Below are 24,684 nucleotides of genomic sequence, written 5' to 3'. Positions count from 1 at the left end.
TACGAGAAGCAGGCGCTGGTGTTGGTGAACCGGGGTGGGGCGACCGGGGGGGAGGTGATGACTTTGGCGAAGGCCATCCAGACCAGTGTGTATGAGCGGTTCGGGATTTTGCTGGAGCCGGAGCCTGTGGTGGTCTGAGGTTTCTCGCCTGCGCTTCTTCGGGTCCGCCGCCGCCGGGGGACACCCGCGGAGCAGAGCGCCGGAGCGCCCCGACCCCGCGAGGTCACTGAAAGAAAGACGTTATTCGCCTTCGAGCTTCAGCATCTGCGAACCCTCACCGAGCGACAGAAGACCACTCTTGGCATAGATGCCCAGTTTGGCCCGCGTGTCGGTGATGTCGAGGTTGCGCATGGTCAGCTGGCCGATGCGGTCCAGCGGCGAGAACGGCGCGTCCTCCACCTTCTCCATGCTCAGCCGCTCCGGCGCGTACGTGAGGTTCGCGCTCTCGGTGTTCAGGATCGAATAGTCGTTGCCCCGGCGCAGCTCCACCGTCACCTCGCCCGTGATCGCACGCGCCACCCAGCGCTGCGCCGTCTCGCGCAACATGATGGCCTGCGGGTCGAACCAGCGGCCCTGGTACAGCAACCGGCCCAGGCGCAGACCGTTGATGCGGTACTGCTCGATCGTGTCCTCGTTGTGAATGCCCGTCACCAGGCGCTCGTACGCGATGAACAGTAGCGCCAGACCCGGGGCCTCGTAGATGCCACGGCTCTTGGCCTCGATGATGCGGTTCTCGATCTGATCGCTCATGCCCAGGCCATGGCGCCCGCCGATCTGATTGGCCTTCAGAATCAGGTCCACCGGGCTCGCGAACGTCTCGCCATTGAGCGCCACCGGCTGGCCCTCTTCGAAACGCACCGTCACCTCCTCGGCCTTCACCGCGCAGTCCTCGCGCCAGAACGGCACGCCCATGATCGGGTTGACGATGCGGATGCCGCTGTTGAGGTGCTCCAGGTCCTTGGCCTCGTGCGTGGCGCCCAGCATGTTGCTGTCGGTGCTGTAGGCCTTCTCGGCGCTCATCTTGTAGCCGAAGCCGTTGGCCGTCATGAACGCGCTCATCTCGGCGCGGCCGCCCAGCTCGTCGATGAACAGCTGGTCCAACCAGGGCTTGTAGATCTTCAGGCTCGGGTTGGTCAGCAGACCGTAGCGGTAGAAGCGCTCGATGTCGTTGCCCTTGAAGGTCGAGCCGTCGCCCCAGATGTGGACGTCGTCCTCCTTCATCGCGGCCACCAGCATGGTGCCCGTGACCGCGCGGCCCAGCGGCGTGGTGTTGAAGTAGGTCACGCCGGCCGTGCTGATGTGGAAGGCGCCGCACTGCAGCGCGGCAATGCCTTCGTGCGCCAGCTGCGTGCGGCAGTCGATCAGGCGCGCCTTCTCGGCGCCGTAGGCCAGGGCCTTGCGCGGGATCTCGTCGTAGTCCGGCTCGTCGGGCTGGCCCAGGTTGGCGGTGTAGGCGTAGGGGATCGCGCCCTTCTGCTTCATCCACAGCAGCGCAGCGGAGGTGTCCAGGCCGCCGGAGAAGGCGATGCCGACTTTCTGTTGGGTGGGGAGGTTCTGAAGAATGGTGGCCATGGCGTTCGTTCTTTCGGCGGCGGGAGTCGATCAGCCGAAATGGCAGATGTAGTGGTAGGGCTCGGTCACGCGGATCTGGAAGCTGCTGTTGCCCGGCACGTTGAATTTCTCGCCAGGGCCCGACTTCTTCCACTCCGTGGTGCCCGCCAGCAAGTACTCGCAGCCGCCGGCCACGCATTCCATGATCTCGGGCGCGCCGGTGTTGAAGGTGAGGGTGGCGGGCAGCACCACGCCGACCGACTTTTTCGTGCCATCGGCCAGGGTGATGCCGTGGCTGACGCACTTGCCGTCGAAGTACACGTTGGCCTGGGTGTTGACGGTCACGCCGTCGAATTGGGTGGTGCTCATGGTGTTGGAGGGGGAGTAAAGCGAAGACGAAAGGCGAAACCGCGATTTTAGGCCGCGGGCCGGGGCGCGCCGCGCCGGCTCAGAGGCGTTGCTGCCAGGCGGTGGCGTCGAAGCCCACGGTGATGGCACCGTCGGCCCACTGCACGACCGGGCGCTTGATCACGCTCGGGTTCGCCAGCGCCACGGCGCGGGCGCTCGCGGCGTCTTTCACGCCGATGCGCGTGGCCTCGTCGAGCTGGCGCCAGGTGGTGCCCTTGCGGTTAATCACGGTCTCCCAGCCGGCGGCGGTCAGCCAGCGGTCGAGCGCGGCCTCGGGCACGCCCTGTTTCTTGAAATCGTGGAAGTGGTGCTCGACGCCGTGTTCCGCCAGCCAGGTGCGGGCCTTCTTGACGGTGTCGCAGTTGGGGATGCCATGAACGGTGATCATGGCCCGCATTGTCCGCCATGTCCCCGCGGCCCCGGGCCCGGGACGGCGATGGGACAATCCTGCCCATGCTTGACATTCCCGTGCCCGATCACCCCACCACCCTGGCCGACTGGCTGGCCCATGCCGAACGCCTGCACCCGGTCACCATCGACATGGGGCTGGAGCGTGTGCAGCGCGTCGCCCAGCGCATGGGCCTGGCGCTGGACTGCCCGGTGATCACGGTCGCCGGCACCAACGGCAAGGGCTCCACCTGCGCGATGCTGGAGGCCGTCTACACGCAGTCGGGCTACCGCACCGGCGTCTACACCTCGCCCCACCTGGTGCACTTCGAGGAGCGCTGCCGCGTCGCGGGCGAGGCGGTGGCCGCCAACGACCTCGTGCCGGCCTTCGCCGAGGTGGAGGTGGCCCGCAAGGGCCAGGCCGGCGACGAGGGCGGCGAGATCAGCCTGAGCTATTTCGAAATCACCACGCTCGCCATCCTGCGCACGCTCTCGCGCAGCGGGCTGGACGTGGCGATTCTCGAGGTGGGCCTGGGCGGCCGGCTGGACGCGGTGAACATCATCGACGCCGATTGCGCGGTCATCACCAGCATCGCCCTCGACCACATGGCCCTGCTTGGCAACGACCGCGAGGCCATCGGCTTCGAGAAGGCCGGCATCATGCGCACCGGCCGCCCGGTGGTGGTGAGCGACCCGGTGCCGCCGCAGAGCATCCTGGACCGCGCGCTGGAGATCGGCGCCGAGCTCTGGCGCCTGGGCAAGGACTTCCATTTCGCGGGCGACCAGCAGCAATGGGGCTGGGCCATGCACCCCTCGCACGGCGGGCGGCGCTACGCCGGCCTGGCCTACCCGGCGCTGCGCGGCGCGAACCAGCTGGTCAACGCCTCGGGCGTGCTGGCGGCGGTGGAGGCCCTGCGCGGGCGGCTGCCGGTGACGGCGCAGGCGGTGCGCAACGGCCTGGCCCTGGTGGAGCTGCCCGGGCGCTTCCAGATCGTGCCGGGCACGCCCACCCTGGTGCTGGACGTGGCGCACAACCCGCATTCGGTGGCCGCGCTCGCCGCCAACCTCGACGCCATGGGCTTCTACCCCACCACGCACGCCGTGTTCGGCGCCATGGCCGACAAGGACCTGGGCGCCATGCTGGACCGCATCGCGCCGCTGATCGACCGCTGGCACCTCACCAACCTGCCCCTGCCGCGCGCCAGTTCGGCCGCCGCCCTGGCCGAACAGCTGGAGGCCCATCCCCAATGCAAGGGCCGGGTGGCGGGAAGGCACACCGACCCCATGGACGCCCTGCGGGCCGCGGTGTCCGCCGCGGACCCCGCTGATAGAATCGTGGTCTTCGGATCGTTCTACACCGTGGGTGGCGTATTGCAGGACGGCGTGCCCCGAATGTCGGCGAAACACCTGTCCGCCTAGCCTTTTATCGCCACGGTCCCCCCGATGTTCAAATCCCGTTCAGGTTCCCAGGGCAACGCCTCGACCCCCCCGCCGCAGAGCATCGAGGCCGTGCGCCGCCGCGCCCGCCACCGCCTGATCGGCGCCAGCGTGCTCGTGCTGCTGGGCGTGGTCGGCTTCCCGCTGCTGTTCGACACGCAGCCACGCCCGATTCCCGTCGACATTCCCATCGAGATCCCGGCCAAGGGCACGCCCGCGCCGGTTGCCAAGCCCGCCGCCACCAAGCCGCCTGCCGCCGCCGCCAGCGCACCGCTGCCGGTGCGTGAGGGCCTGGGTGCCCGCGAGGAAGTGGTCGAAGCCGCACCCAAACCCGCGCCAGCTGCCGCCCCAGCGCCCACACCGGCGCCTGCGCCCGTGGCCGCCGCGCCGGCACCTGCACCCGCCAAGCCCGCCGCCCCGTCGCCCGCCGAGGCCGACCGGGCACGCGCGCTGCTCGAAGGCAAGCCGGCCGCCGCGCCGGCCAGCGCCGCCGCCAAACCGGCCGCTGGCGCCGAGCGCCTCGTGGTGCAGGTGGGCGCGTTTTCGGAAGAGGCCGGCGCGCGCGCCGTGCGCCAGAAACTGGAAGGTGCGGGTCTCAAGACCTACACGCACGTCGCCCAGACGCCCGATGGCAAGCGCATCCGGGTGCGCGTGGGCCCGTTCGAGAACCGCGCGGACGCCGAGAAGGCCGCCGCCCGTGTGAAGGCCCTGGGCCTGACCGCCGCCGTCCTGACGCTGTGACGTCGGGTGGGGTGACGCGCTGATGGCCTTGACCGACTGGGTGCTGCTCACGGTGTTGCTGCTGTCGGTGCTGCTGGGGTTGTGGCGCGGTCTGGTGTACGAGGTGTTGTCGGTGGCGGGTTGGGTGGCGGCCTTCGTGCTGGCCCAGGCCTTCGCCGACGAGGCCGGGACCTGGTTGCCGATGGACGGCCTGTCGCCGCCCATGCGGGTGGCGGTCGGTTTTGTCCTGGTGTTCGTGGTGGTGGCTTTCGCCGCCGGCCTGGGAGCCTGGCTGGTGCAGAAATTGGTGGCCTCGGTCGGCCTGCGACCGGTGGACCGGGTGCTCGGAGGCGCGTTCGGCCTCTTGCGCGGTGGGGTGATCCTGCTGGCGGTGGCGCTCGTGGTGAGCATGACGCAGATGGAGGGGGCCGCGTGGTGGCGCGAGTCGGCCACCGCTTCCGTGCTGTCGGCCTCGCTGCACGAGATCAAGCCCTTGTTGCCCGAGGCCGTGGCCCGATATATCCGTTAGTTTTCCTGAGGATTCAATCATGTGTGGAATCGTGGGCGTGGTCAGCAAGACGCCAGTCAATCAGCTCATCTACGACGCGCTGTTGCTGTTGCAACACCGGGGCCAGGATGCCGCCGGCATCGTGACCCAGCAGGGCCGCAAGTTCTTCATGCACAAGGCCAAGGGCATGGTGCGCGACATCTTCCGCACCCGCAACATGCGCGCCTTGCCCGGCCTGTGCGGCCTGGGCCAGGTGCGTTACCCCACCGCGGGCAATGCCTTCAGCGAGGAAGAGGCGCAGCCCTTCTACGTGAACGCGCCCTTCGGCCTGGTGCTGGTGCACAACGGCAACCTGACCAACGCCAAGGCGCTGGCCCAGGAGCTGTTCCAGACCGACCACCGCCACGTCAACACCGAGAGCGATTCCGAGGTGCTGCTCAACGTGCTGGCGCACGAGCTGGAGAAGGTCACGCGCGGCATCACCCTCAAGCCGGCCGACGTCTTCGCCGCCGTGCGCGGCGTGCACCGGCGCGTGAAGGGCTCCTACGCCGTGGTGGCGCTGATCGCCGGCCACGGCCTGCTGGCCTTCCGAGATCCCCATGGCATCCGCCCGCTGTGCCTGGGCCGCAACAAGAACGGCGGCGTGATGGTGGCCAGCGAGTCCGTCACGCTGGAGGGCAACGGCTTCGAGTTCGACCGCGATCTGCAGCCCGGTGAAGCGGTGTTCGTCGACCTCGAAGGCCAGATGCAGTTCGAGCAGTGCGCCGACAAGGTCAGCCACAACCCCTGCATTTTCGAATTCGTCTACCTGGCCCGGCCCGACTCGGTGATGGACGGCATCTCGGTCTACCAGGCGCGCCTGAACCTGGGCGTGACGCTGGCCAAGCGCGTGGTTTCCACCGTGCCGCCGAACGAGATCGACGTGGTGATCCCGATTCCCGAATCCTCGCGCCCGAGCGCCATGGAGCTGGCCCAGCTGCTGGGCCTGCCGTACCGCGAAGGCTTCGTGAAGAACCGCTACGTGGGCCGCACCTTCATCATGCCGGGGCAGGGCGTGCGCAAGAAATCGGTGCGCCAGAAACTCAATGTGATCGGCAGCGAATTCAAGGGCCGCAACGTGCTGCTGGTGGACGACTCCATCGTGCGCGGCACCACCAGCCGCGAGATCGTGCAGATGGCGCGCGACGCCGGTGCGCGCAAGGTTTACCTGGCCAGCGCCGCGCCGCCCGTGCGTTACCCCAATGTCTACGGCATCGACATGCCCACGCCCGACGAACTCGTGGCCCATGGCCGCACCGTCGACGAGGTGCGCGAGATCATCGGCTGCGACGCGCTGATCTACCAGGACGTGGACGCGATGAAGCAGGCCATCGGCTCGCTCAATCCCAAGCTCGACGGCTTCGACGCCTCGTGCTTCGACGGCGTGTACGTCACCGGCGACATCACGCCGGCCGACATCGCCCGCCTCAACGCCGGCCGTGACCAGAGCGAAGAGGGCGAGGAAGACACCTCGCGCCTCGCCTTGCCCAATGCCCAGGTCGTCTGACACCCCATCTTCATGAACGCCAAGAAACCTGACCTGCACCGCGACACGCTCGCCGTGCGCGAAGCCGTCGAACGCAGCCCGTACGGCGAGAACTCCGAAGCCCTGTACCTCACCAGCGGCTACGTGCAACCCAGCGCGGAAGCCGCCGCACGCCGCTTCGCCGGCGACGAGGACGGCTTCACCTACGGCCGCTACGGCAACCCCACGGTGGCCAGCTTCGAGCAGCGCCTGGCCGCGCTCGAAGGCGCCGAGGCCTGCATCTCCACCGCCTCGGGCATGTCGGCCATTCTCATGATGTGCCTGGGCCTGCTCAAGGCCGGCGACCACGTGGTGTGCTCGCACTCCATGTTCGGCTCCACCATCAAGCTGATCGGTTCGGACCTCGCCAAGTTCGGCGTCGAATCCAGCTTCGTGTCGCAGACCGACGTCGCGGCCTGGAAGGCGGCCGTCAAGCCCAACACGCGCCTGCTGTTCGCCGAGACGCCGACCAACCCGCTCACCGAGGTCTGCGACATCCGCGCGCTGGCCGACATCGCCCACGCCGCCGGCGCGCTGCTGTGCGTGGACAACTGCTTCGCCACGCCAGCCCTGCAGCGCCCCATGGCGCTGGGCGCCGACATCGTCATGCACTCCGGCACCAAGTACCTCGACGGCCAGGGCCGCGTGATGGCCGGCGCCCTGTGCGCCAGCCAGGAGCTGGTGACCAAGACCTTCCTGCCGGTGCTCAAGAGTTCGGGCATGACGCTGGCGCCCTTCAATGCCTGGGTCGTGCTCAAGGGCCTGGAGACGCTGGACATCCGCATGCGCGCCCAGTCGGCCAACGCCCTGGCGCTCGCGCAGTGGCTGGAGGCCCACCCGTCGGTGGCCCGCGTGTACTACCCCGGGCTGGCCAGCCACCCGCAGCACGCGCTGGCGATGGCGCAGCAGTCGGGCTGCGGCGGTGCCGTGCTGTCCTTCGAGGTGAAGGGCGCCGACCCCGAGCAGGCCCGCGCGCGCGCCTTCCACGTGCTCGATTCGCTGCAGGTGATGTCGCTCTCCACCAACCTCGGCGACACCAAGACCCTGGTGGCCCACCCGGCCAGCACCTCGCACGGCCGCCTGACCGAAGCGCAGCGCCAGACGGCGGGCGTGGTGCAAGGCCTGATCCGCGTGGCGGTGGGGCTGGAGCACCTGGGCGATATCCAGGCCGATCTTGACCGTGGTCTTTCTTCCTTCTGACATGTCCGCACCCATCCGCACCCGCTTCGCCCCGTCGCCCACCGGCTTCATCCACCTGGGCAACATCCGCTCCGCGCTCTACCCCTGGGCGTTCGCGCGCTCCACTGGCGGCGCCTTCATCCTGCGCATCGAAGACACCGACCTCGAGCGCTCCTCGCAAGCCGCGGTGGACGTGATCATCGAAGGCATGAAGTGGCTCGGCCTGGACCACGACGAAGGGCCGTTCTATCAGATGCAGCGCATGGACCGCTACAAGGCGGTGCTCGCCGAGATGGTGGCCGGCGGCCAGGTGTACCCCTGCTACATGAGCGTGGCCGAGCTCGATGCGCTGCGCGAGAAGCAGATGGCCGCGAAAGAGAAGCCGCGCTACGACGGCACCTGGCGGCCCGAGCCCGGCAAGACCCTGCCGCCCGTGCCCGAAGGTGTGAAGCCTGTGTTGCGCTTCAAGAACCCGCAGGGCGGCGTGGTGGCCTGGGACGACAAGGTCAAGGGCCGCATCGAGATCGCCAACGACGAACTCGACGATCTCGTGATCGCGCGGCCCGACGGCACGCCCACCTACAACTTCTGCGTGGTGGTGGACGACATCGACATGGCCATCAGCCACGTGATCCGCGGCGACGACCACGTGAACAACACGCCGCGCCAGATCAACATCTTCCGCGCGCTCGGCAAGGAGCCGCCGGTGTACGCCCACCTGCCCACCGTGCTCAACGAGCAGGGCGAGAAGATGAGCAAGCGCAACGGCGCCAAGCCCGTCACGCAGTACCGCGACGAAGGCTACCTGCCCGACGCCATGGTGAACTACCTCGCGCGCCTGGGCTGGAGCCACGGCGACGACGAGATCTTCAGCCGCGCGCAGTTCCTCGAATGGTTCAACCTCGACCACCTGGGCCGCAGCGCCGCGCAGTTCGACGAAGCCAAGCTCAAGTGGGTCAACGCGCAGCACCTCAAGGCCATGGCCGACGACGCGCTCGCGCCGCTGGTGGCCGCGCACCTGCAGCAGCAGGGCATCACGACGGACGCGCGCCTGCCGCGCATCTGCGGCCTGTTCAAGGACCGCTGCGACACCACCGTGGCGCTGGCCCAGTGGGCCAAGGCTTTCTACGCCGACATCACGCCCAACGCCGACGAGCGCGCGCAACACATCACCGACGCCGTGCGGCCCGTGCTGGCCACGCTGGCGGAGAAGCTCGCGGCCTGTGCCTGGGACAAGGCCAGCCTCTCGACGGCCATCAAGGAAGTGCTCGCCGCGCACGGCCTGAAGATGCCGCAACTGGCCATGCCGGTGCGCGTGCTGGTGATGGGCACGGCCCAGACGCCGTCGCTCGATGCGGTGCTCGAACTGCAAAATCGTGACGTTGTTCTGCACCGTTTGCAGAACGCCTGAAAAAATCGCCTATAATTTGAGGCTTGCTGAAATGCACTGAGCGACAAGTCGCAAAGGGCGGTCAGCAAACCCTGTGGGGGTATAGCTCAGCTGGGAGAGCGCTTGCATGGCATGCAAGAGGTCAGCGGTTCGATCCCGCTTACCTCCACCAAGGATTGAAGTCGCGAAGAGGTTTTCATCGCGGCATCGGCAGAAAAAACAAGCTCTGTCGCTGCTACAATGGAAGGCTCTTTGAGTCCAGGTTATGACCCTATCGTCTAGAGGCCTAGGACATCACCCTTTCACGGTGAGTACCGGGGTTCGAATCCCCGTAGGGTCGCCAAACAAGCCGCAAGGCAAGTAGGCAACAAGTGGTTGGCACTTGGTTCGCAAGAACGAACGCCATCTACCAGGAGTGGTAGTTCAGTTGGTTAGAATACCGGCCTGTCACGCCGGGGGTCGCGGGTTCGAGCCCCGTCCACTCCGCCAAATAAATCAATGGGTTACGTGAGAAATCGCGTAGCCCATTTTGGTTTCTGGCACCCGATGTTCCGACGCTGTCCTTCAAGCGGAGGACAGACGGCCGAATGACCCTCGTCTAGATTGGCATCCATCCACGATGGAAGCCAACGACATGTTCATTCGAAACTGCTGGTACGTCGCCGCCTGGGCGCACGAGATCCCCGAGCAAGGCCTGTTTTCCCGCGTCATTCTGGGCGAGCCGCTGCTCCTGTACCGCCTGGCCAATGGCGAGACCGTCGCGCTGGAAGACCGGTGCTGTCACCGCCTCGCACCACTTTCCGCCGGTCGGCGCGAGGGCGACTGCGTGCGCTGTGGTTACCACGGGCTGAAGTTCTCGCCCGAAGGCGCCTGCGTCGAAGCGCCAGGCCTCGACCGCATCCCCATCAAGGCGAAGGTGCGAAGCTACCCCGTTGCCGTGCGGAACCGGTGGGTGTTCGTCTGGATGGGCGATCCGGGTCTCGCGGACACCTCGCTGCTGCCGGACAACTTCTCCTGCGACCACCCCGAGTGGCACTACCAGCCGGGCTATCTGCACTATGAGACGCCCTACATGCTCATCTGCGACAACCTGCTGGACTTTTCGCACCTGTCGTACGTGCACGAGAACACCCTGGGGGGCTCCACGCGGATCGCGCAGTCGAAACCCGAAGTGGAGCGCGTGCCGCAGGGCATCCGGGTCACGCGCCACGTGCCGGACGTGCCGCCCTCCGCGTACTGGCGCTCGTTCCACGAGTTCGAAGGCAACGTCGACCGCTGGTTCATCTACGACTTCCTGCTGCCCGGCACCCTCATCATGGACTCCGGCGGGCGCCCGACGGGCCAGGCCGAGGGCGACATGGCGGGCGCGGTGCGGCTGCACAGCTGCCAGACGCTGACCCCCGAGACGGCAACCTCCACCCACTACTTCTTCCAGCAGGCCTACCACGCGCCCGCGCCGATTCCCGGGACCACGGCCACCATCTTCCAGGGACTGCTCGCCGCCTTCGAGGAAGACCGCTCGATCATCACGGCCCAGTACCGGAACCTGCTTCTCGATCCCGCCGCGCCCATGCTGCCCATGGCGATGGACCACGCGCTGGTGCAGTTCCGCCGCCTCGTGGACAGCGAGCTGGCGAAGGAGCGCGAGCGCGCGCCCGCTCGCCCGGCGGTCGTCGCGGCCTAGCACAGAACAACACCCCCATCCAGGAGACAACCCCATGATCCGTCGAACCATCCTTCGCCTGTTGGCGCTCGTCGGCGCCGCCGCGCTGCCTTTCGCGGTGCTCGCTCAGGCGCCCGCCGCATTCCCGAACAAGCCCATCCGCATCGTGGCCTCCGCGGCCGCCGGCGGCGCCACGGACTTCGTCGCCCGCACCGTGGGAGAGCGTTTGTCCAAGCAGCTCGGCCAACCGGTCATCGTGGACAACAAGGCGGGGGCGAACGGTGCCCTGGGCGCTTCCGAGGTGGCGCGCGCCGCACCGGACGGGTACACGCTGCTGGTGACCTTGGGCGACACCCTGATCAACAACGTGGCGATGTACAAGACGCTGTCGTACGACCCGTTCAAGGATTTCAGCTACATCACGCAAGCCGTTCGCAGCCCGGCGGTGATTTCCGCGAATGCGGACCTCCCCGTCAAGACCATGGCCGACTTCAGGCGCTACGCGGCCGAGCAGCGCGGCAAGCTGACCTATGGCTCGTGGGGGCCCGGTGGCCTGGGCCATCTGGCGGGTGAACAGCTCAATCGCATCATCGGTGCCGAAATGGTCCATGTGCCGCAGCGCGGCGAGGCGCCGGTGATGGCCGATCTGCTGTCGAAAACCGTCAGCGTGGGCCTGACCTCCGCCGGGCTGGCCAAGCAGCACGTGCTGGCGGGCAAGGTGACTGCATTGGCCATCATGGGCAAAGAGCGGTCGCCGGCCCTGCCGCAAGTCCCGACCATGCGGGAGCAGGGTTTCGACGACCCCTTGTTCGATGCGGCCGTCTACATCGCCTTCGTCGCGCCGGCCAGGACGCCCGAACCCGTGGTGAAGAAACTCGCGGACGAGATCCGGAAGATTCTGGCGGACCCCGAAGTCGGCCGGTTGATGAACGAGCGGGGCCTGGACATCATGAATAGCACCCCCAGGGAGTTCGAGGCCAGCCACCGCGCGGAAGCCGAGGTGATCCTCAAGCGCATCAAGGACTTCGGGCTGGTGGCGCAGTAAGCAGAGGGCGCCGGGCAGGTCGACCCGCGGCCGCGCGGCAGCCGACCGGGTAAGCCCTATTGGTGCCCTCTCGGCGAGGTTTCAAACTGGCTGCGCCATGCGCTCCACCTGGAATGTCCTCACGCCACCGCCCGGCCACCACGTGGACGCGGCGGCCATGAACCTGCTGCTCGATGTGCCGACGAGCACCGCACCCGGGCGCGGCTTGCTGAACTTCATCAACGCGCACGTGGAGGTGGACTACCTCTCCCTGGTCGAGTACTCGGGGGCCGTGCCCTCGCAGGTGGATGGATGCACGCACGGGGACCACCTGCCCAACATCACGGCCGAGTGCTTTGCCCGCTACAAGCGGCAGTACAGCCAGCTGGACGAGGTGACCCACCTGGCGGGCCGGGTCCAGCAGGATGTGCATCCCTCGCCGGATGTGACCGTGGTGCACTATGGCCTGGAGGACATTCCGGACATCTGCTGGCGGCAGGAGATTTTTGAGCATTCGAAACTCACGGGCCGGTTGAGCTTCCTGTACGCGCCGGTCGCCCGCACCGCGTTTGCCATCAACCTCTACCGCGATGTGTCCTGCGGGCCTTTTGCACCGATGGAGATCGACCGCCTGACCGCCATCGCACCCATTCTTCGCAAGGTGCACCTCAACGCCTTGCATGTCCGGCGGCAGCGCCTGCACGCGCAGGCGCGCAAGGCCCTGGTCGAGCAGAACCTGCTGGAGCGGGCACCCCGGTTGTCCGGGCGCGAGCGCGAGGTCTGCGTGGGCATCGTGGACGGTCTCAGTGTGGACGGCATCGCCGCGGACATGGGCGTGGCCCCGTCCACGGTCCAGACCCTGCGCAAACGCGCCTACATCAAGCTGGGCATCGAGGCGCGCAGCGAGTTGCTGCTGCTGTCGAACTGACAGGACATCGACCGATCGCGTTGCCTGGACCCCTGACCAGGCGGGCGTGCCTTGGTCAGAGGCACCAGGGCCTGGGCGATGTGTTCAAACCCAGTAGAACCGCTTCTGGCTCGGTGTCAGTGCGCCTGGGTGTACAGGACGAGGGCGTGGGTCTGGTTCAGTTCTCGCGGGTTGTTGGCCAGCAGCCTTTGCACGCCCATGGCGGCCTCGGCCAGCATGGGCAGGTCGTTGGCGGCGATGCCCACCTCGCGCAGCCGCTGCGGCATCGGGGCTTGCGCCACGTGCTGGGCCATGGTGGCGATGAAGGCCTCGGCCGCTTCACCGTCGCTGGCCCCGTGCAGCGCCGGGTTCAAGGCGCGCGCGAGTTCGGCGTAACCAGCGCCCGCCTCGGGCAGGTTGAAGCGCAGCACCGGCACCATGACCAGGGCGTTGGCCAGGCCGTGGGGCACGTGGAAGTGGCTGCCCAGCGGGTGGGCGAGGGCGTGGATCGCGGCCACCGGCGCGTTGGCGAAGGCCATGCCGGCCAGCATCGAGCCCAGCAGCATGCCTTCCCGCGCTTCGATGTCGTCGCCCTGGGCGATCACACGCCCGAGGTGGCGGTCGAGCAGCTGGAGCGCGCGCACCGCCAGCGCGTCGGAGATCGGGTTCTTCAGGTGGCGGGTGGTGTAGGCCTCGATGGCGTGCACCATCGCATCCACGCCGGTCATGGCGGTGGGCGCGGGCGGCAGGGCCAGGGTCAGCTGGGCGTCCAGCACGGCGACATCGGGGTACAGCAGCGAGCTGATGACGCCGCGTTTCTGGTGGTCTGGCGTGGAGACCACCGAGGTGGGCGTGGCCTCGGAACCGGTGCCGGCCGTGGTCGGCACCTGGATCAGCGGCAGGCGTGGGCCGGTCGCGCGCTGCGGCCCGTAGATGTCGGCCAGCGGCTGGGGGCTGGCCGCGAGCAGCGCGACCAGTTTGGCGGTGTCCAGCGAGCTGCCGCCGCCCAGGCCGATGACGCAGTCGGCCCCGGCGACGCGGGCCGCGTCCACCGCCGCGAGCACCACGTGCTCGGGCGGGTCGGCCTCCACCTTGTCGTGCACCGTCACGCGCAGCCCGGCCTTGCGCAGCGCGGCCACCGGGGCGTCGATCAGGCCTGCGCGCACCAGGCCGGCGTCGGTGACGACGAAGGCATGCAGGCGTCCTTGCAGCAGCGGTGCGAGTCGCAGGGCCGCGCCGCGCTCGCAGACGATGCGGGGTGGGGTTTCGAATTGGAAGCTGGGCATGGAGCGGGAAATGAAAGGCGAAGCAAGGCCCCTCGCCGTCGATCGGGCGATGTCGTTCACAGACGAGGGGGAGGGGCGCGGCGCGCCCGGGCGGTCAGTTGATGGAGATCTTGGTGCGCGTGATCAGCTCACCGTAGGTCTTGTGGTCCTTGCGCAGCACGTTGCCGAGCTCGGCCGGGGTGGTGGTGACGCTCTCGAAACCCATGGCCTGCACGCGCTCGATGGAGGCGGGCTTCTTCAGGCTCTTGTTGATCTCGGCGTTCAGGCGGCGGATCACGTCGTCCGGCGTGCCGGCGGGGGCGAAGACGCCGTGCCAGCCGCTGATCTTCTCCAGCTCGGGCAGGCCCACTTCGCGGAAGGTGGGCACGTCGGGCAGGGCGGCCGCGCGCTTGGGGCCGATCACGGCCAGCGCCTTGAGCTTGCCGGCCTTCACATGGATGGCGCTGCCCGAGTCGAAGGTGAAGTCCACCACGCCGGCCAGCAGGTCCTGGATCGAAGGCGCCAGGCCCTTGTAGGCGAGGTGCTCGGCCTGGGTGTCGGTCTCCAGGTTCAGCAGGGCGCCCGCCACGTGCGGGAAGGAACCGTTGCCGGTGGAGGAGTAGTTCAGCTTGCCGGGGCTGGCCTTCATCTTCTCGACCAGGCCCTTGACGTCGCTCACGCCCACCTTGGGGTGGGCCAGCAGGGCCATGTTGAGGCCTGCCGTCATGGCGACGGGCGCGAAGTCCTTGATCGGGTCGAACGGCACCTTGTCCATGACGTAGGGGCCCAGCGTCAGCGTGCTGGAGGCCAGCATCAGCAGCGTGTGGCCGTCGGCCGGCGCGCGGCGCACGAACTCGGCGGCGATGTTGCCGTTGGCGCCCGCGCGGTTGTCGATCACCACCGGCTGTCCCAGGGCCTCGCCCATGTCCTTGGCCACCATGCGCGCGATGGCGTCGATGGTGCCGCCGGCCGGCACCGAGACCACGATGGTCACGGGTTTGGAGGGGAAGGACTGGGCCGCGGCGAAGGGGGCAAAGGCCGAAACGATCAGGGCGGGGAGCAGTTGTCGGATCACGGGGGACTACCTCGGTTCTTGGGGGAATGGGTGAACGGGATGAGGGAAATTCTAGGGAGGCACCCGGGAGCGCAAGGCACTTTCTTGTTAACCTCTGGTTGACGATTTCGACCTTGACCACCACCCACGTTTCGCCTTCCCATGCCTGTGTCCTCGCTGCTCAACGGCCGCCATTTCCAGATCTTCACCGCGGTGATGCGCAGCAGGGGGCTGGGCGAGGCCGCGCTCAAGCTGGGCATTTCCAAGGCCGCCGTCAGCAAGACCCTGGGCCTGCTGGAGCGCGAGACCGGCGTCGAGCTGTTCACGCGCCAGGGTGGCCGGCTGGAGCCCACCGCCGCGGCCCGCCGCCTGCTGCCGCGCGCCGAGCAGGCGGCCAACCACCTGGCCTGGGCGCTGGCCGAAGCCGCCACGCTGGACCAGGCCTCGAACCGCACGGTGACGGTGGCGGCGCACGCGCCCCCTTTGATCGCCATCCTGCCCGGCGCGATCCAGCGCTTCAAGCTCAGCCACCCCGAGGTCAAGGTGCGGGTGCGGGTGGAGGGGCCGCCGGAGGTGCTGCGGCTGGTCGCCCACCACGAGGTCGATCTGGGCGTCACCAACCCGCCCGCGCCCAACACCATCAGCGCCGTGGAACTGTGCGAGCGCCGCACCATCTCCGAGGACTTGCTGGTGGTGGCCATGCACCGGCGCCACCCCCTGGTGGCCAAGGCCCTGGTGCGGCCGCAGGACCTGGTGGACGCCGAGGTGATCGCGCTGCCCGAGGAGTCGCCCACCTCGATCCTGGTGCGCGCCACGCTGCAGGAAGCCGGCGTGCTGGTGGGGCAGGGCACGATCGCCAGCACCTCCATGGGGGTGTGCGCGCTGGTGCAGCAGAACGTGGGCATCGGGTTGATCAACCCCATGCTGCTGTCCACCGGCATCTTCCCGGACATCGTGACGCGGCCCTTCCGGCCGCGCATCGAGCTTGGGACGGAGATCTACCGCTCGGCGATCCGCCCCCTCAGCGACGAGGCGCAGGTGCTGGCCGGCTACCTCGAGGAAGTGGCGCTGGCGCTGCCCGGCTCGCCCTCGGCGGGCAAGGCCCTCCCACGCGCATCGGCCGCGAAGTGACCGCGCGCCCTCAGGCCGCGCGCTCCAGCCAGCCCAGCCGCACCAGCCCGGTGGACAGGGCGGTGCCGCAGACGATGACCACGCCGCAGCCGATCATCCAGGGCGTGATGACCTCGTTGAGGAAGACCGAGCCGTAGACCAGCGCGAACACCGGCACCAGGAAGGTCACGGTCAGCGCGCGGCTCGGGCCGGCCTTCTCGATCAGGTGGAAAAAAATGATGTAGGCGATGGCCGTGCACAGCAGGGCCACGGCCGCGACCGCGCCCCAGGCGGTGCTGCTCACCGGCTGGCTGGGCCACAGCAAGGCGGTGGGAATGGCCAGGCCCAGGGCCGCGCCGATCTGGCTGCCGGTGGCGGTGGCCAGCGGGTGGGCGCCCGTGAGGTAGCGCTTGGTGAAGCTCGCGGCGATGCCGTAGAACAGGGTGGCGAGCAGGCAGGCCCCCATGGCGATCAGCGTGCTGGCCACGGGGCCGTCGCTCACCACGCCGGCCGCGCTGAAGCCGGACTTGCCGATCACCAGCAGCGTGACGCCGGCGAAGCCGATCGCCAGGCCCAGCATGCGCGAGCCGCCTGGCCGGTCCTTGAGCCAGAGCCAGGCCACCAGCGCGCCCGACAGCGGCACGGTGGCGTTGAGGATGGAGGTCAGGCCGGTGGGGATGTGCAGCACGGCGTAGGCGAACAGGGCGAAGGGGATGCCGGAGTTGAGCAGGCCGACGAACAGGATGGGCCGGGCGCGCGAGCGGAAGTCGGCCCATACACCCTTGATGAAGAACACCGGCAGCAGGAAGAGGGCGGCGAGCGCGACGCGCAGGCCGGCCGTGGGCAGGGCGCCGAACTCGGCGCCGCCCAGGCGCATGAACAGGAAGGAGGCGCCCCACAGGGCGGCCAGCAGCAGGAATTCCAGGACGAGGGTGGGGCTCATGGCGTCAAAGTATGCATGGCGCCCCGGGTGTCACGGCGCGCGATTGATGCCGGATGGGGCATGGATTGATGAGTGGAACGGCACAATGCCGTTCGTCGCGCCGCCTCACACCAAGGTGGCACCTTCGAGCGAGAGCAGGGCGGTCTTGCGATCCAGCCCACCCGCGTAGCCGGTGAGCGAGCCGTCGGTGCCCAGCACGCGGTGGCAGGGCACCACCACGCTCATCGGGTTGCGGCCCACCGCCGCCCCCAGCGCGCGCACCGCGGCCGGTTTGCCGATGGCCGCGCTCAGTCGCCCGTAGCTGGTGGTGGCGCCGGGCGCGATGCCCAACAAGGCCTGCCACACCTGCTGCTGGAAGGGCGTGCCCATGCTCAGGTCCAGCGGCAGCTCGAAGTGCTGGCGCTGCCCGGCGAAGTACTGCGTGAGCTGCTCGATGGCCTGGCGCAGCACCGGGTGGTCGGGGTCGTGGCGCCAGGCCGAGCGGTCCGGGCCGTGGCGCTGCCCGTCGAACCAGACGCCGCTCAGGCCGCGCGGCGTGGCCGCCAGCGTCATGGCGCCCATCGGGCCTTGCCAGGTGGTGAAGACGGTGAGGGGATCGTGTTTCATGCGGATGCTCCTGTGGATGAGACGACGTGGCCTGCCGACCAGGCGCGCACGACGGCGTAGCTGCGCCAGGGTTTCCAGGCGAGGGAGGCGGCTTCGGCCTCGCGGGCCGGGTGTTTGTTTTCGCGCACGCCCATGACCTTGTGCAGTGCCACGTCACCCGCGGGGAAGGCGTCGGGCCAGCGCAGGGCGCGCATGGCGATGTACTGCGCGGTCCAGTCGCCGATGCCCGGCATGGCCTTGAGGGCGGTGAGGGTGGCGGGCACGTCGGCGCTGCCGTTGAGCACCAGGCCCTGCTCGGCCACGCCGCGCGCCAGCGCCACGATGGCGGCCTGGCGCTGCCGCACGATGCCGAGTTCCCCCAGGCCGTCGCCTTCGGCCTGGGCCAATGCGGCGGGCGTGGGGAACAGGCGGGAGAGGCCGGCGTGCGGCGTCTCGATGGGCTCGCCGAAGCGGTTCACCAGCCGTTGCGCCAGCGTGCGCGCGGCCGCCACGGTGATCTGCTGGCCCAGCACCGCGCGCACCGCGAGTTCGAAGCCGTCGAGCGCGCCGGGCACCCGCAGGCCATCGCCGGCCGGGAACGCGCCGTGCAGCACGGCGTTGATGGCGGTCGGGTCGGCGTCCAGGTCGAGCGCGGCGCGCAGGCGGTGAATCACCTGGGGCAAGACCTCGCGCAGGTCGTCGCTCACGCGCAGCTCGAGCTGGCAGCGGGCCTCGTCGAAGCCGGCCACCAGCCAGCCCGTGTGGGTGCGCCCGCCCAGCTCCATGCGCAGGGTCTGCCCCAGGCGCAGGCCCTGTTCGTCGATGAAGGCCACGCCGTCGATCAGGCGCTGGCGGAAGAAGCCCAGCGTGGCCGCCACGTCGTACGGCGGCCGGTAGCCCAGCCGCACCGCGGTGCCCTGGCCGGTGTCGCGGGCGCGGGTGGCGGTTTCGCGCCGCAGCTGCGTGGGGTTGAGCCGGTAGTGCTCGAGAAAGGCCGCGTTGAAGCGCCGCACGCTGGCAAAGCCGCTGGCCTGGGCGATCTGGGTGACGGGCAGGTCGGTGTCGGCCAGCAGCTGCTTGGCCGTGAGCAGCTTGCGCGTGAGCAGGTACTGCAGCGGCGAGACGCCCAGGCGTTCCTCGAAGACGCGCCGCAGGTGGCGGTCGCTCACGCCCAGCCGCGCCGCCAGGCGCTCGCCCATCGCGCCGCCGTCGTCGTCCTGCCAGTGCTGGGGGTCGTCCAGCCACAACGTGGCCTGCTGCACCAGGATGGTGGAGGCGTCTTCCGTCGACCAGTGCCGCTCGCGCGGCGCCAGCTCGGGCCGGCAGCGCAGGCAGGGCCGGAAGCCCGCCTGTTCGGCCTGCGCGGCGTGCGCGAAGAAGCGACAGTTCTCGCGCCGGGGCGTGCGCACGCGGCACACCGGTCGGCAGTAGATGCCGGTGGAGGTGACGGCGGTGAAGAACTGGCCGTCAAAGCGCGCGTCGTGCGAGCACAGCGCGCGGTAGCAGGCGTCTTCGTCGATGCGGTCTGAGCGGTTCATGGCTGCCATGGTAGGCCGTTCGGACGGGGTTGACTGGCCGTTTCCGGACATGTGCCTCCGGCATGATGGGTACCCCCCTCCTACAATGCCCGTTTTGCCCGTCACGAGGAAAAACTCCATGCAAGTTGCCGCGTCCATCTTCAAGGCCTACGACATCCGGGGCGTCACCCCCACCGCGTTGAACGAAGGCGTGGCCGAGGCATTGGGCCTGGCCTTTGGCACCCGGGCCCTGGAACTGGGCGAAAAGACCGTGGCCGTGGGCCGCGACGGCCGCCTGAGCGGCCCGGCCCTGTCCGCCGCGCTGATCCGGGGGCTGGTGGCCGCCGGGATCGATGTCATCGACATCGGTCTGGCGACCACGCCCATGCTGTACTTCGCCGCCGCCACGCTGTGCACCAGCGGCATCCAGGTCACGGGCAGCCACAACCCCAGGGACTACAACGGTTTCAAGATGGTGCTGGCCGGCCGCGCGATCTACGGCGAGGACATCCAGGCCCTGCGCAAGACCATGGAAGCCGAGACGCACCGGCGCGCCGAGGGCGGGCGCGTGCGCCTGATCAACGTGCAGGCCGCGTACCAGGCCCGCATCGTGTCCGACGCCAAGCTCGCGCGCCCCATGAAGCTGGTGGTGGACTGCGGCAACGGCGTGGCCGGCGCCTCTGCCCCGGCGATCTTCCGCGCGCTGGGCTGCGAGGTGATCGAACTCTTCAGCGAGGTGGACGGCAACTTCCCCAACCACCACCCGGACCCGAGCAAGCCCGAGAACCTGCAGGACGTGATCCGCACCCTGCGCGAGACCGACGCCGAACTCGGCCTGGCCTTCGACGGCGACGGCGACCGCCTGGGCATCGTCACCAAGGACGGCCAGACCATCTACCCCGACCGCCAGATGATCCTGTTCGCGCAGGACGTGCTCTCGCGCGTGCCCGGCGGCGACATCGTGTTCGACGTGAAATGCTCGCAGCGCCTGGCGCCCGCGATCGAGGCGGCCGGTGGCGTGCCCCACATCTACAAGACCGGCCACTCGCTGATCAAGGCGCGCATGAAGGAGCTGGACAGCCCGCTGGGCGGCGAGATGAGCGGCCACATCTTCTTCAAGGAGCGCTGGTTCGGTTTCGACGACGGCACCTACGCTGGCGCGCGCCTGCTGGAAATCCTCAGCCGCAGCCCCGACGCGAGCGCCGTGCTCAACGCCCTGCCCACCAGCCACAGCACGCCCGAGCTCAACGTGGCCTGCGCCGAAGGCGAGCCGCACGCGGTGGTGGACAAGCTGGTCGCGCTGGCGAAGTTCGACGCGCCGGCCAAACTCTCCACCATCGACGGCGTGCGCGTGGACTGGCCCGACGGCTTCGGTCTGATCCGCGCCTCCAACACCACGCCGGTGCTGGTGCTGCGCTTCGAAGGCCAGACCACCGAGGCGCTGCACCGCATCGAGGCCACCATGCTGGAGCTGCTGAAGCAGGCCAAGCCCGATGCCGTGGTCGGCGCCAGCGCGCATTGAGATGAACGCCGACGAGCTGCTCGACCAGGTCACCGTCGTCCTGGTCACGTACCACAGCGCCCATTGCCTGGACGCGCTGGATGCGCTGCTCGCGCACTGCCCGCACGTGGTGATCTCGGACAACGGCAGCACCGACGACACCCCTGCGCTGGCGCGCGCGCGCTGGCCGCAGGCCACCGTGCTCGAGCACGGCCGCAACCTCGGTTTCGGTGCCGCGAACAACCGCGCGCTCGCCGCCACGCGCACGCCGCTGGCCTTGCTGGTCAACCCCGATTGCGAAGTCACGCCCGAGGGCCTGCGCGAGCTGGTGCGGGTGGCCAACGGCATGCCCGAGGCCGCCATCGTGGCGCCGCAGCTCGAAGGCGCGCCCGGGCGGCCCGATGTGAACTACCGCTGGCCGAGCACCGCCTGGTCCTCGCGCGGGCCCGGCGCCGAAGGCCCTGCCTGCGTGGGTTTCGTGGTCGGCGCGGCGATGCTGTTCCGGCTCTCGCGTTTCGAGGGCGTGGGCTTCTTCGACGAGCGCTTCTTCCTGTACTACGAGGACGACGACCTCTGCCTGCGGCTGTTCCAGCAGCAGCGGCCCATCGTCGTGTGGCCCGCCCTGGCCGCCGTGCACCGCGCGCGCGGCTCGGTCAAGGGCAAGACGCCCTGGAAGAGCGAGTACCTGCGCGGTTACCACCACGCCCAGTCCAAGCTGATCTACACCGCCAAGCACCGTTCGCACGCGAAGGCGCGGCGCCAGCGCTGGTCGGTGCTGCTGGGCACCACGGTGGCCCTGCCGTTGCGCGCGATCGCGTGGTCGCCGCGCCTGCTCGCGCGCATGGCCGGGCGCTGGATGGGCCTGGTGCGCTGGAGGCTGCGTGACTGAGGCCCCCGCCCGACAGCCGACGCTGGGCGTGGCCGTGCTCACGCTCAACGAAGCGCAACGCATCGAAGCCTGCCTGCGCAGCGCCGCTTTTGCCGACCAGATCGTGGTGATCGACAGCGGCAGCACCGACGACACCCGCGAACGCGCCGAGCGCCTGGGCGCGGCGGTCCATCTGCACGGGGACTGGCGGGGCTTCGCCGTGCAACGCACCCGCGCCCTGGAGCACCTGAACACGGACTACGTGTTCTTCCTCGATGCCGACGAGGAGATCTCGCCCGCGCTGCGGACCGAGATCGAGCGGGCGGTGTCGTCGGATGAAGATGCCGTCTGGCGCGTCTGGTGGGATGAAGTGGCCTTCGGCCGCGCGCTCACCCGCATGAAGCCCAGGGGCGGTATCCAGCGGCTGTTTCGCCGCGCCACCCTGGAGCGCTTCGAGGGCGTGGTGCACGAAGCACCGGTGCTGCGCCAGGCCGTGCCGGCGCGCGAGTTTCGCGCGCGCCTGTTGCACCATTCGCGCCCCACGGTGTATGGCAGCCTGCGCAAGCTCGCGCAGTATGTGCAACTCGGTGCCACCAAACGCAGCGCGCAAGGCAAGAAGGGCGGCGTGTGGCGGGGCCTCGTCATGGGCGGCCTGGTGTTCCTGCGCGTGTACATCTTCCAGCGCGCTTTCCTGTGCGGTGGTCCGGGCTTTCTCTACAGCCAGTTCATCGCGCTCGAGACCTTCTTCCGCTACGCGGCCCTGCGCTACGACGCGCCACAGGCCGACGACCTGGCCCGGCGCTAGCCGAAGCGCATGCTGAGCTTGAGCCGGTAGTACGGCAGCCGGTCGGCCCAACGCAGGTTCAACTGGGGTTTGGCTCGGTCGGGGTTGCGCAGCGCGGGCTGGATCAGGTGCCGGTCGAACAGGCCCATCACCACGTCCCGGTTGTAGAGCGCGGAATACCGGTCCCAGTGGTGTCGCTTGAGGTCTTGCGGGTCCAGCTTCTCGATGATGTCGACCAGCGAGCGCGCATCGGTGTAGCAGAAGCCCGAGTCGCCCAGCACGTCGATGTGGTGCCGGTGCTTGCTGCGCGCATAGGTGATCACGGGCTTGTTGCGGATCGAGAACTCGCCACAGGCCAGCCCGAAGGACTCGCCCTGCAGGCGCGCGTGCAGCATGGCGTCGCAGGTGTTGATGAAACGCGTCTTGTAAACCATGTCGCTGCTGCCCGGCAGGAAGAGGGCGCGCGGATGGTCCACGAAGGGCGCGATGTTGAGGAAGACGAACCAGGTGTCGGGCGAGCGCGCCAGCACCTGGCGCACCGCCTCGATCGCGCTGGGCACGTCGAAGCTGTTGGCGCCGCCGTGGCAGCCCAGCACCTTGGCCTGGGGCGGGATGCCCAGTTCGCCGCGCAGGTCCTCGTTCACATCGGGCAGCTCCACGATGTGCGGCACGCTGGGGATCTTGCCGTTCGCGCAATGCCGGCTCAGCCACTCGGAGATGAAGGCGTAGGAGGCGCCATGGGCCTGCGCGGGGGTGGTCGGGAAGACCGCGTGTACCATCGTGGGCACCGTGCGCGACCACACACCGTCGTTCTTGCCGGCCTTGATGGCGTACAGCAGGTCCGCGTGGTGCCGGCCGAGCAGGGCATCGAGTTCGTCGATCCGGCGGTAGCCCAGCACCTCGAAGCGCGCGCTGAACTTGGCCAGGGCCTCGGCGCTGTTGTGCGGGCTGTCGGCGTTGTAGACCACCAGGCTGCGGTGGCCCAGCACCGTCTCGTTGTGAAGCGCGTAGTCGTACAGCGCGACCTCGGTGCCCCGGATCGATAGCTGGTTGGAGTGAAAGGCGATGGTCTTCGTCATGGGGCCACCCGCTCCCGTTGGCGCATCGGGATGGCGGCCATCAGCAGCGCCGACATCAGGATGAAGAAATGGTTTTCCGTCGAGAGCCAGAACGAGCTGTGCGTCGTGTTGGCGACCAGCAGCACCGCCACAAAGCCCATCATCAGCGCCCGGCGCGGCGTGTCTTCGCGCCAGGCCTGTCGTGCGATGACGAACACGAACCACAGGAACAGGGCCAGGCCGATCAGGCCTTGTTCGAACAGGAAGAAGGTGAACTGGTTGTGTGGGTGCACGCAGACCACGGCGCACCACGCAGGATCGGTGAAATGCGCAGGCGACAGCACCGGATAGGACGCGGTGCCGTGGCCGAGCACAGGCTGCTCCAGCGCGCTCTGCAGCGCGAAGCGGTTCATCTCCATGCGGGCGCCTGCGGACGTGACAGGCACCGTGATGCTGCTGTTCTGTGCTTCAAGCCAGGCCTCGTTGACGCGCGACCGCAGCTGGGTCGACGTGGTGAAGGTCACGGCCATCACGGCGACCAGGGCCAGCGCCGCGATGGCCAGCCGGCGCCGGTGCAGGCCGACGGCGAAGACCGCGAACACCGCCAGGGCCAGCAGCAGGGCCAGGTAGCCGGTGCGGCCCGACGACAGGAACAGCACGCTGAACGCCGCCAGCGCGGCCACCAGGGCGGCGAGCACGGCCCGGGCCCGCGTTGGCGCATGCATGGCCTGGTGCAGGGCCATCACCGTGAAGAACGACATCAGGATGCCTTGCGCGATGCGGTCCTTGAAGACGGTGTGGTCCTCGCCGAAGCCCTGGTTGTGCGTGCGCGTCCAGGAAAAATCGAACCAGACATTGAGCCAGGTGACCACCAGCGTGAACAGCATGGCCAGCGCGAAGGCCTGCCAGCAACGGCGGCGCGTGGCCGAGTCGTTGAGCAGACCGATGAAGACCGGTACCCACAACAGCTTGCTGTACTTGCCCAGGGCCGTGCCGATGAGCGGCCCCTCGGCTGGCGACCACAGGGCCGCGAGCGCGATCCAGGCGAACAGCGCCAGCGCCGGCGCCGCCAGGGGGTTGCTCAGCGCCTGGCGGGTGTCGCGCAGGGAATGGCCCCAGACGCAGCCGAGCAGCCAGAACACCAGGGTGAGCAGCAGCGCCACATTGGCGAGCGCGACCGACATCGGGAACGCGAAGAAGACCAGGATGAGCGAAGCCTTGGCGCCCCGCTGAAGGAAGGTGGACGGGGGGGTCATGGGGG

The 24,684-nt window shown here is 68.9% G+C and carries 23 protein-coding genes, 3 tRNA genes and 1 pseudogene; 17 read left to right on the top strand and 10 right to left on the bottom strand.

The features are described from left to right. Positions 1 to 138 (top strand): annotated as a pseudogene (locus AC3WPZ_RS24005) (UDP-N-acetylmuramate dehydrogenase); the annotation flags it as partial. Positions 139 to 240: 102 nt separating this feature from the next. On the opposite strand, the gene argG reads toward AC3WPZ_RS24005, so the two are convergent. From argG to AC3WPZ_RS23990, 3 genes are all read right to left on the bottom strand, one after another. Next, positions 241 to 1,572 carry an argininosuccinate synthase gene (gene argG, locus AC3WPZ_RS24000; protein ID WP_382160267.1) on the bottom strand — a complete coding sequence of 444 codons (1,332 nt, stop codon included), beginning with the start codon at positions 1,570 to 1,572 and terminating at the stop codon, positions 241 to 243. A 30-nt stretch (positions 1,573 to 1,602) separates the two neighbouring features. Beyond that, complete coding sequence (gene ppnP / locus AC3WPZ_RS23995) at positions 1,603 to 1,920, bottom strand: pyrimidine/purine nucleoside phosphorylase (protein WP_291112815.1); 318 nt, start codon at positions 1,918 to 1,920, stop codon at positions 1,603 to 1,605. Between the two features lie 79 nt (positions 1,921 to 1,999). Then, positions 2,000 to 2,347, bottom strand: coding sequence for an ArsC family reductase (locus tag AC3WPZ_RS23990; protein WP_444688244.1), 348 nt, complete (start codon positions 2,345 to 2,347; stop codon positions 2,000 to 2,002). A 65-nt stretch (positions 2,348 to 2,412) separates the two neighbouring features. On the opposite strand from AC3WPZ_RS23990, the gene folC reads away from it, so the two are divergent. The 12 genes from folC (at position 2,413) to AC3WPZ_RS23930 (ending at position 12,759) form a co-directional block, all read left to right on the top strand. Then, entirely contained in the window at positions 2,413 to 3,765 is a 1,353-nt protein-coding gene (gene folC, locus AC3WPZ_RS23985) for a bifunctional tetrahydrofolate synthase/dihydrofolate synthase (RefSeq protein ID WP_382323630.1), read from the top strand. Positions 3,766 to 3,789: 24 nt separating this feature from the next. Then, positions 3,790 to 4,524: an SPOR domain-containing protein gene (locus AC3WPZ_RS23980; protein WP_444688242.1), complete on the top strand. Its 735-nt coding sequence runs from the start codon at positions 3,790 to 3,792 to the stop codon at positions 4,522 to 4,524. Between the two features lie 22 nt (positions 4,525 to 4,546). Further along, positions 4,547 to 5,032, top strand: coding sequence for a CvpA family protein (locus AC3WPZ_RS23975; protein WP_382323632.1), 486 nt, complete (start codon positions 4,547 to 4,549; stop codon positions 5,030 to 5,032). Positions 5,033 to 5,051: 19 nt separating this feature from the next. After that, positions 5,052 to 6,557, top strand: a complete 1,506-nt coding sequence (gene purF / locus AC3WPZ_RS23970) for an amidophosphoribosyltransferase (protein ID WP_492441901.1) — start codon at positions 5,052 to 5,054, stop codon at positions 6,555 to 6,557. A gap of 12 nt (positions 6,558 to 6,569) precedes the next feature. Beyond that, positions 6,570 to 7,775, top strand: a complete 1,206-nt coding sequence (locus AC3WPZ_RS23965) for an O-succinylhomoserine sulfhydrylase (protein WP_382160251.1) — start codon at positions 6,570 to 6,572, stop codon at positions 7,773 to 7,775. Position 7,776: 1 nt separating this feature from the next. After that, the gene (gene gltX / locus AC3WPZ_RS23960) at positions 7,777 to 9,165 is read left to right on the top strand and encodes a glutamate--tRNA ligase (RefSeq protein WP_492441899.1); all 1,389 of its coding nucleotides are present in this window, start codon (positions 7,777 to 7,779) and stop codon (positions 9,163 to 9,165) included. Between the two features lie 75 nt (positions 9,166 to 9,240). Continuing rightward, a tRNA-Ala gene (locus tag AC3WPZ_RS23955) sits at positions 9,241 to 9,316 on the top strand. A 95-nt stretch (positions 9,317 to 9,411) separates the two neighbouring features. Next, a tRNA-Glu gene (locus AC3WPZ_RS23950) sits at positions 9,412 to 9,487 on the top strand. A gap of 69 nt (positions 9,488 to 9,556) precedes the next feature. Further along, a tRNA-Asp gene (locus AC3WPZ_RS23945) sits at positions 9,557 to 9,633 on the top strand. Between the two features lie 145 nt (positions 9,634 to 9,778). Beyond that, positions 9,779 to 10,828 (top strand): aromatic ring-hydroxylating dioxygenase subunit alpha, encoded by a 1,050-nt coding sequence (locus AC3WPZ_RS23940; protein ID WP_492441897.1) that lies wholly within the window; start codon positions 9,779 to 9,781, stop codon positions 10,826 to 10,828. Between the two features lie 34 nt (positions 10,829 to 10,862). Continuing rightward, a complete protein-coding gene (locus AC3WPZ_RS23935) occupies positions 10,863 to 11,852 on the top strand; it encodes a Bug family tripartite tricarboxylate transporter substrate binding protein (protein ID WP_444688239.1) in 990 nt (329 codons plus the stop codon). A gap of 97 nt (positions 11,853 to 11,949) precedes the next feature. Beyond that, positions 11,950 to 12,759 (top strand): helix-turn-helix transcriptional regulator, encoded by an 810-nt coding sequence (locus AC3WPZ_RS23930; protein WP_492441894.1) that lies wholly within the window; start codon positions 11,950 to 11,952, stop codon positions 12,757 to 12,759. Positions 12,760 to 12,875: 116 nt separating this feature from the next. Here the strand turns inward: AC3WPZ_RS23930 and AC3WPZ_RS23925 are convergent, their stop codons facing one another. Further along, positions 12,876 to 14,024, bottom strand: a complete 1,149-nt coding sequence (locus tag AC3WPZ_RS23925) for an iron-containing alcohol dehydrogenase (RefSeq protein WP_492441892.1) — start codon at positions 14,022 to 14,024, stop codon at positions 12,876 to 12,878. Between the two features lie 94 nt (positions 14,025 to 14,118). After that, on the bottom strand, positions 14,119 to 15,078 hold the full coding sequence (locus tag AC3WPZ_RS23920; RefSeq protein WP_382159922.1) for a Bug family tripartite tricarboxylate transporter substrate binding protein: 960 nt from the start codon (positions 15,076 to 15,078) through the stop codon (positions 14,119 to 14,121). 141 nt (positions 15,079 to 15,219) lie between these two features. Here AC3WPZ_RS23920 and AC3WPZ_RS23915 point away from each other — a divergent pair, with 141 nt between their 5' ends. Then, positions 15,220 to 16,188, top strand: a complete 969-nt coding sequence (locus tag AC3WPZ_RS23915) for a LysR family transcriptional regulator (RefSeq protein ID WP_382159920.1) — start codon at positions 15,220 to 15,222, stop codon at positions 16,186 to 16,188. A 10-nt stretch (positions 16,189 to 16,198) separates the two neighbouring features. Here the strand turns inward: AC3WPZ_RS23915 and AC3WPZ_RS23910 are convergent, their stop codons facing one another. From AC3WPZ_RS23910 to AC3WPZ_RS23900, 3 genes are all read right to left on the bottom strand, one after another. Continuing rightward, positions 16,199 to 17,110 (bottom strand): DMT family transporter, encoded by a 912-nt coding sequence (locus AC3WPZ_RS23910; protein ID WP_291112790.1) that lies wholly within the window; start codon positions 17,108 to 17,110, stop codon positions 16,199 to 16,201. A 105-nt stretch (positions 17,111 to 17,215) separates the two neighbouring features. Next, a complete protein-coding gene (locus tag AC3WPZ_RS23905) occupies positions 17,216 to 17,716 on the bottom strand; it encodes a methylated-DNA--[protein]-cysteine S-methyltransferase (protein ID WP_382323649.1) in 501 nt (166 codons plus the stop codon). After that, positions 17,713 to 19,233 carry a DNA-3-methyladenine glycosylase 2 family protein gene (locus AC3WPZ_RS23900; RefSeq protein WP_492441890.1) on the bottom strand — a complete coding sequence of 507 codons (1,521 nt, stop codon included), beginning with the start codon at positions 19,231 to 19,233 and terminating at the stop codon, positions 17,713 to 17,715. Before AC3WPZ_RS23900 ends, AC3WPZ_RS23905 begins: the two co-directional genes overlap by 4 nt. 118 nt (positions 19,234 to 19,351) lie before the next feature. On the opposite strand from AC3WPZ_RS23900, the gene AC3WPZ_RS23895 reads away from it, so the two are divergent. The 3 genes from AC3WPZ_RS23895 to AC3WPZ_RS23885 are packed head-to-tail and all read left to right on the top strand — an operon-like array spanning position 19,352 to position 22,386. After that, entirely contained in the window at positions 19,352 to 20,734 is a 1,383-nt protein-coding gene (locus tag AC3WPZ_RS23895; RefSeq protein ID WP_492441888.1) for a phosphomannomutase/phosphoglucomutase, read from the top strand. 1 nt (position 20,735) lies between these two features. Next, complete coding sequence (locus tag AC3WPZ_RS23890) at positions 20,736 to 21,602, top strand: glycosyltransferase family 2 protein (protein ID WP_492441886.1); 867 nt, start codon at positions 20,736 to 20,738, stop codon at positions 21,600 to 21,602. Beyond that, the gene (locus AC3WPZ_RS23885; RefSeq protein WP_492441884.1) at positions 21,595 to 22,386 is read left to right on the top strand and encodes a glycosyltransferase family 2 protein; all 792 of its coding nucleotides are present in this window, start codon (positions 21,595 to 21,597) and stop codon (positions 22,384 to 22,386) included. The genes AC3WPZ_RS23890 and AC3WPZ_RS23885 overlap by 8 nt, the downstream gene beginning before the upstream one ends. On the opposite strand, the gene AC3WPZ_RS23880 is transcribed toward AC3WPZ_RS23885, so the two are convergent. Together AC3WPZ_RS23880 and AC3WPZ_RS23875 are read right to left on the bottom strand one after the other, a co-directional pair. Continuing rightward, complete coding sequence (locus tag AC3WPZ_RS23880; RefSeq protein WP_492441882.1) at positions 22,383 to 23,444, bottom strand: glycosyltransferase family protein; 1,062 nt, start codon at positions 23,442 to 23,444, stop codon at positions 22,383 to 22,385. The two genes, AC3WPZ_RS23885 and AC3WPZ_RS23880, sit on opposite strands and share 4 nt — an antisense overlap. Further along, the coding region (locus AC3WPZ_RS23875) for an O-antigen ligase family protein (protein WP_492441880.1) at positions 23,441 to 24,684 on the bottom strand (1,244 nt) is incomplete at its 5' end. The genes AC3WPZ_RS23880 and AC3WPZ_RS23875, both read right to left, overlap by 4 nt.

The organism is Hydrogenophaga sp. FW305-3-2-15-A-LB1 (assembly GCF_058787875.1).
Note: the sequence above shows the minus strand (reverse complement) of the source record. Positions and strands in the feature narration are given on the sequence as shown.